Annotated in this window: 5 protein-coding genes; all 5 read right to left on the bottom strand. The window is 40.9% G+C overall.

Features of this window, described 5'->3' with window-relative positions:
• Positions 1–157 precede the first annotated feature (157 nt).
• The 5 genes from AC1RJ8_RS17400 to AC1RJ8_RS17380 all read right to left on the bottom strand — a co-directional run bounded on the left by AC1RJ8_RS17400 (position 158) and on the right by AC1RJ8_RS17380 (position 6961).
• Positions 158–1399 carry an NAD(P)/FAD-dependent oxidoreductase gene (locus AC1RJ8_RS17400; RefSeq protein ID WP_492956191.1) on the bottom strand — a complete coding sequence of 414 codons (1242 nt, stop codon included), beginning with the start codon at positions 1397–1399 and terminating at the stop codon, positions 158–160.
• Between the two features lie 40 nt (positions 1400–1439).
• Positions 1440–2441, bottom strand: coding sequence for a 4-hydroxyproline epimerase (locus tag AC1RJ8_RS17395; RefSeq protein ID WP_131030845.1), 1002 nt, complete (start codon positions 2439–2441; stop codon positions 1440–1442).
• On the bottom strand, positions 2434–4020 hold the full coding sequence (locus AC1RJ8_RS17390) for an aldehyde dehydrogenase (NADP(+)) (protein WP_492956190.1): 1587 nt from the start codon (positions 4018–4020) through the stop codon (positions 2434–2436). Before AC1RJ8_RS17390 ends, AC1RJ8_RS17395 begins: the two co-directional genes overlap by 8 nt.
• Before the next feature lie 14 nt (positions 4021–4034).
• On the bottom strand, positions 4035–4952 hold the full coding sequence (locus AC1RJ8_RS17385; protein WP_138823618.1) for a dihydrodipicolinate synthase family protein: 918 nt from the start codon (positions 4950–4952) through the stop codon (positions 4035–4037).
• Between the two features lie 338 nt (positions 4953–5290).
• Entirely contained in the window at positions 5291–6961 is a 1671-nt protein-coding gene (locus AC1RJ8_RS17380; protein ID WP_492956189.1) for a M1 family metallopeptidase, read from the bottom strand.
• Positions 6962–7134 lie beyond the last annotated feature (173 nt).

Below are 7134 nucleotides of genomic sequence, written 5' to 3'. Positions count from 1 at the left end.
ACGCTTACCAAGCTTTCTTCTTGTAATACTATTTGAAAGAAGAAAAATCAGTTTGATAAACCAAAGGAGATGACGATACCTCCCAAAATGTTATACCAACCACTTTTTCTAAAACTGACATCTTGGGAATGACGAAATGCATAATATAAATTCAATATTATCTAACAACTGCGAATGGCTCCATTTTTAGATCAGTAGCTATGCCCGAAGCAATCTGGCTAACCAACAAACCTGTTGCGGGGCCTAAACTTAAACCCATCATGCCGTGGCCGGTAGCGATAATTAGATTTTCTCTTTTTTCGCTTCTGCCAATGTAAGGCAAACCATCTGGTGATGACGGACGGAAACCATACCAGATATCTTTTTCTGCAGGAAGTGCGGGTTTTAAATCCGGGAAATAAGCCGGAACCGATTCTACAATCCCTTTAACCCTTTGCATATTAATGCGGGTGTTAATTTTATCTAACTCCATTGTACCACCGTACCTAATCTGTCCGTTCATTGGTGTTATAGCCACTCTGGCTTCACATAGCAATGCCGGAATAGTTAGCCGTTGCTGAGGTTCTGGCTCCATAAAAGAATAACCTTTACCTGGCATTAAAGATATTTTAACATCGGCCATTTTAGCTACAGCAGGCGACCATGAACCAGTTGCCAGAACATACTGATCGGCTTCCCAGGCGGTATTGCCTGTAAAAACCTTCATAATTCGATTGCCAACCGTTTCTATTTTATCAACCTCTTTATTACGTTCTATTTTAACACCATTGTTTAACAAATACTTAAGCAAAGCATTCATCAACTTTGTTGGATAAAGGTGTGCATCGCAACGATAATGTACGGCGCCTAAAACATCTAATTTTAAATCGGGTTGTAACGCGCGGCATTCGTCGGCTGTTAACACAGCCATATCCAAACCCAGTTCAATTGCCCTTGCAGCTAAATGCGCTTCTTCTTCTCCTGCTTTTTCTGTTTTATAAAATGCCAGAATACCATTGTTCGTTAATTCGAAATCGAAATCAGGCTCTTTTGCCAAACCTTCATATAGTTTTTTGCTAAGCAGCGATAAATCGCGTAAAGGTACTGCCGATTGGCTCACGTGTTTTGCCGTGGCATGTTTCATAAATTTCAAGCCCCAGTTAATGAGGTTCCCATTTAAAGATGGGCGAACATAAAAAGGGCTTTTGCTGTCAAACATCCAACGGATACCCTGTTTTATCATGCCCGGTGCAGCCAAAGGCACAAAATGACTGGGCACAATCATCCCTGCATTACCAAATGAGCAGTTGTCTGTAATATCTCCCCTATCTAAAACTGTTACTTCGTAACCCCTTTTCTGCAGATAATACGCTGAAGTTAGGCCTACAATTCCACCACCTATAATTAATACTTTCGACATTCTTTTAATTTATACTGCTGATATTCTTTTTAAAAACTCCCTAAATCACCTGAAATCCATATGCATATGGATCATCTTCGGCATCTATTTTAATGGTGTTGTAACCATAAATTTTTGCCCAGCCCTCTACACTTGGTATAATGGCTTTAATTCCGTTCAAGTCTACAACTTCTTCTACTCTTCCGATAAACTTGCTACCGATAAAACTTTCGTGGATAAAATCTTCTCCCTGTTTTAATTTTCCTTTAGCAAACCACTGTGCCAAGCGGGCTGAGGTACCCGTTCCACATGGCGAACGATCGATGGCTTTATCGCCATAAAAAACTGCATTCCTGGCTGTTGATGTAGGATCGATTGTTTTTCCAGTCCACAACACATGGCTACAACCATTTATTGTCGGGTCTAAAGGATGTACAAAAGTATATTGCTCATTAATGCGTTTTCTAATGGTCTGGCTCCAGGTAATCAGTTGCGAAGCGGTGTAGTTTTCCAGTCCCGGAAAATTTTCCTGCGGGTCTACAATGGCATAAAAGTTACCACCATAAGCTACATCAAAAGTAAGCGTACCTAAATCTGGGCATTCTACTTCTAAATTTTCTGCTGCCAGGTAAGAAGCTACGTTTTTCAGCTTAACCGATTTAACCTTTTTACCTTCCTGCTTATATTCAATTAAGACTAATCCGGCCGGGGCCTCCATTCTGATCACCCCTGGTATTTTGGGCTGAATCAACCCTTCCTCTATGGCAATAGTAATGGTACCGATAGTACCGTGGCCGCACATTGGAAGGCAGCCACTGGTTTCGATAAAAAGTACAGCTACGTCATTGGCTGGATCGTGGGGCGGATAAAGAATACTGCCCGACATCATATCATGGCCGCGTGGCTCGAACATTAAACCTGTTCTGATCCAATCGAATTCTTTCAAAAAATGCTGACGTTTTTCGCTCATATTTGAGCCAATAAGCTGAGGACCGCCGCCTGCAACTAACCTAACCGGATTTCCGCAAGTATGTGCATCTACACAAAAAAAAGTTTTACTCATGAGATTTCGTTAATATCTGGTTAACCATTCTGAAAATACCTAAAGGATTTCCGTCTTTCAATTCATCCGGCAATAATTCCTGCTCCCAGTCCTGATAAGCCAATGGCCTTACAAAACGGTTGATTGCAGTTGAACCAACTGAAGTAAAACGACTATCATTGGTAGCAGGAAATGGTCCACCATGTTGCATGGCTGCGCAAACTTCCACACCTGTAGGCACACCGTTTAAAATAATCCTTCCGGTTTTATCAGTCAGTTTATTTACCAAAGTTTGATAATGCAGAAGTTCCTGTTTTTCGGCCATTAAGGTTACGGTAAGCTGTCCTTCCAGCACATCAATGGCATTTTCAAGTTCAGCAATATCCTGAGCAACAACCAACAGCGAATATGGGCCAAAAATTTCTTCACGGAGTTTTGGATTTTTGATAAAATCGGCAGCACTTACCTGAGCAATTTTCGCTTCTGATTGATTTTGAAGTTCAGTATTTTTTACTGTTGATGCCGATAAAAGCGCAACGCCACCTTCATTTACTACTTCAGCAGAAAGTTTACCATAATTATTGGCAATACCTTCGGTAAGCATAGTTGCAGATGGAATAGTTGAAATTGCTTCTTTTAAAACGGCTTTAAAATTTTCAAGTGCCGGCGATTGCACCGCTAATAATAAACCCGGGTTGGTACAAAACTGACCAGCACCCAAAGTAATTGATGCAGCATATTTTTTAGCCAGTTCTTCTGCCTGGTTTTCTATGGCCCTGGGAAGAAAAATTACCGGATTAATACTTCCCATTTCGGCAAAAACCGGAATAGGTTGTTCGCGCTGTTGCGCCAGATTAATCAAGGCCATTCCGCCTTTAAACGAGCCTGTAAACGTTACTGCTTTGGTTAATGGATGCTGAACCAAGCCAGCTCCAATGGTATAACCATCATCATACAACAAAGAGAAAACACCTTTAGGCATTCCCGTTTTTTCGGCAGCTTTGATAATGGCACCGCCTACCAAAGCACTGGTTCCGTAATGTGCGGGATGTGCTTTAACTACTACCGGGCAACCAGAAGCTAGTGCTGATGCTGTATCGCCACCTGCAACTGAAAAAGCAAGCGGAAAATTACTGGCACCGAAAACCACTACCGGCCCGATTGGGATCAGCATTCGTCTAATATCAGGCCGTGGTAAAGGTTGTCTTTCAGGTAGTGCAGTATCGATAATTGCATCAACCCAAGAGCCTTCGGCAACCAGATTGGCAAATAACCTTAACTGACCGGTTGTTCTGCCCAGTTCGCCCTGTAAACGGCCTAAAGGCAAACCACTTTCTGCCGAAGCCCTGTCTACCAGCTCCCCGCCAAGGTTGGCGATTTCATCGGCAATGGCATTTAAAAAGGCTGCTTTAAGATCTTTGTTTAGGCTTCTATAGCTTTGGAAAGCCGATGTTGCCGACGTTAAAGCATCATTAACAAGACTATCGTTCGCTTTAAAAAATTCACCGTCAAGCGTTAATCCTGTTGCAGGATTAACGGCTTTAAGACTTTTTTCATTAACTTCTATATAGGTGCTGGCTACAATATTTTTTCCGTTCATATTTGGTTTTTAAACTATTTCCCCCAGCTACCTGCAGGTAGTTCCGGACGAACAGCTAATGCATCGTTAATAATTTTCAACACTTTTTCTCTTTCTGCGCCGCTTAGTGGCAAACGAGGTGCACGAACAGCTTCTGTTCCCAACCCGGTTGCTACCTCTGCCAGTTTAATGTACTGTACTAATTTTGCATGAATATCTAACTCAAGTACAGGTAAAAACCAACGGTAAATGGTTAGCGCCTCAGCAATGCGGTTTTCTTTAATCAACCTGAAAATAGCCACTGTTTCTCTTGGGAAAGCATCTACTAAACCTGCAACCCATCCATGTGCACCCATCACAATGCTTTCCATCGCCAATGGATCTACCCCAGTAAAGATTTTGAAACGGTCGCCAAAGCGGTTAATCAATCGGGTTACGTTTGATACATCTCTTGTTGATTCTTTGATTGCCTGGATGTTATCGTATTTAGTCAAAACCTCGAACATATCTAAGGTAACTTCGATTTTATAATCAACAGGATTGTTATAAATCATGATCGGCAAGCTTGTGCTTTCAGCAATGGCACCAAAAAAGGCCAAAGTTTCGTCTGGAGCAGCATTATAGCGCATTGGCGGCAACAACATTAAACCTTGTGCACCGAGTGATTCAGCTTTTTTAGCTACTTCGATTGCTTTTTTGGTAGTCGACTCTGCAATATTCAATAAAACCGGTACACGGCCATTTACTACAGTTAAGGTATGCGATAACAGACCGAACTTTTCTTCATCGGTTAGTACACTGGCTTCGCCAAGCGATCCGCCTAAAATAATCCCTTCAGCACCTGCTTCTAATTGCGCTTCGATGTTTAAATCGAAAGCCGGAAAATCTAACTCATCGTTTGCTGTAAATTTTGTAGTTACAGCAGGGAAAACCCCAGTCCATTTGATACTCATTGTAATGTTATGTTTTAATAATTAAGGTTCAAAAATTTAATCTGGGCTTTTAATCCAAACCGGTGTAATTGGTAAATCATTCAATTAAATTATAGTCGATAAATTCATTTAAACGATATTCAAAGTTAGGAGATTGCCAGCCAGTAATATTGTTGGATTTTAACCGATATTGGTCATAAATACGCCATTTGAATCAGACAAAACTAATCAGAAAAAGCTGGGAACCTTTGTAAAGCAAATGAGATATAACAAAAAAAGGTAGCCTTCCGAAAAAGAATACCTTTAATAAAATCAATTGGATGCATAACACCCTCCTGCCTTGCCTATTTCAGCATGAACTATTTTATATTTTTCACCTGTAGGTAGTACATAAATTCGATACCCGATTTTGTAAAAAGCGCATCTTGACCTTTAGCCAATGTAACCTGTTGCCAGTTTTGCGAAGGAATAATTTTAAGCGGTTTAACACCTTCTTTTTTCAGGCTTAAAGGCAGATTGAAACCTTTAATACAATTGCTGTAACGATAAAAAGCTTTACCATCTTTTAGGTAATATTCAAATGTAGGAACTTGCACCGTACGCAGGTACTGATCAAAAACTTTTGAAAAATCGTAACCTGCTTTTTTAGAAACATAATTTTCGATCTGTGCAGTAGTTACCGTTTTATGGTAAAAGGTTTGGTTGAGTCCGCGCAATATCGACCTAAAAAGTTCGTCGTTATTTAAACTGTGTCTAATGGCGTGTAACATGTTCCCTCCTTTTGGATACATATCGCCACTGCCCTGCGCATTTACACCATATGGGGGAATAATTGGGCTATCATTACGAATGCCTTTTCTGATCCCAAAATTGTATTCATTTCCCGCTTTATTGCTAAAAATGTAATCTACAAAAAGGGTTTCGCTGTAATTGGTAAATCCTTCGTGCACCCACATATCGGCCAGATCGTTGGTGGTAATGTTGTTTCCAAACCATTCGTGCCCGCTTTCGTGGATAATGATGAAATCCCATTTTAAGCCCCAACCATCGCCCGACATGTCTCTACCTCTATAGCCAAACTTATAACCATTACCATAAGATACTGCCGATTGGTGCTCCATTCCGGTATGCGAAGCATCAATCAGCTGGTAACCATCTTCGTAAAAGGGATATGGACCAAACCAATGTTCCAGGCTTTTCATCATTTTATGCACCTGATCGGGCATGTAGGTCTTCGCCTTTGGGTAATTGTAATCGAGTACCCAATAATTCACATCTAATGCACCTTTTTCACCTGCATATTTCTCCTTAAAATTAACGTACTTTCCAATGTAAGGGATAATGCAATAATTACTGATCGGATTTTTAACATTGTACTGATAGGTTGTAGTGCCATTGTGGTTGTCTTTTTTAAATACCAGGCGCCCATTGCCTACCGCTACCAAGGTATCAGGAACCGTCATCGTTAAAGAAGCGCCCAGATTAGGCTCGTCGCTTTGATGATCTTTATTCGGATACCAGACTGAAGCACCTAAGCCCTGACAGGCAACCGTCATCCACGGGCGCGAAAGCGAATCGGTGGTGAAGATAAAACCACCATCCCAGGGTGCCCTTTTGGCCTGATGAACCTTACCATGGTAAAAAATATGTACGTTATTCTGTGCTGATAATTTCTGCGCCGGAACATGCACATACCAAACACTGCCCACATGTTCGAATTTCACCTTTGAACTTCCGTTGTACAGCACACTATCAATAATTAATGGTTCCTGCAGATCGATCTGCATGCGGGTACTACCATTATTATGCTGCACTACTTTATATACGATTTTATTCGAGCCCGTTATACTTTTATCATTATAATCGGGTTTAACAGAAAGTTCATAACGCTGCACATCCCACCAGGTACGTTCGGCATTAAGGCTCCCCCTTAAGGTATCGGCCAAAGTGTAAACCTTTTTGGGATTTTGCGCAAAAAGTATGGTACTAAACGTTAAGAAAAGTACGGTTAAGCATGTTAATTTTTTCATATCTTTTTGTTGGTTATCATATTGTAATAGCGAATTTAATTTGAAAAGCAATTTCAGCTTTTCATATGTTATGGCAGTCCTGCTATCCCTCCTGCTCCGATGAAGAATCGGGAGCATCCGTTTTATCAGGTTTATTTAACTTTAGTTCTGTGCGTCTGTCCAAGGTCTCTAAC

Source organism: Pedobacter sp. GW822-FHT03F06, assembly GCF_058801365.1.
This window is presented reverse-complemented; position numbering and strand designations above follow the sequence as displayed.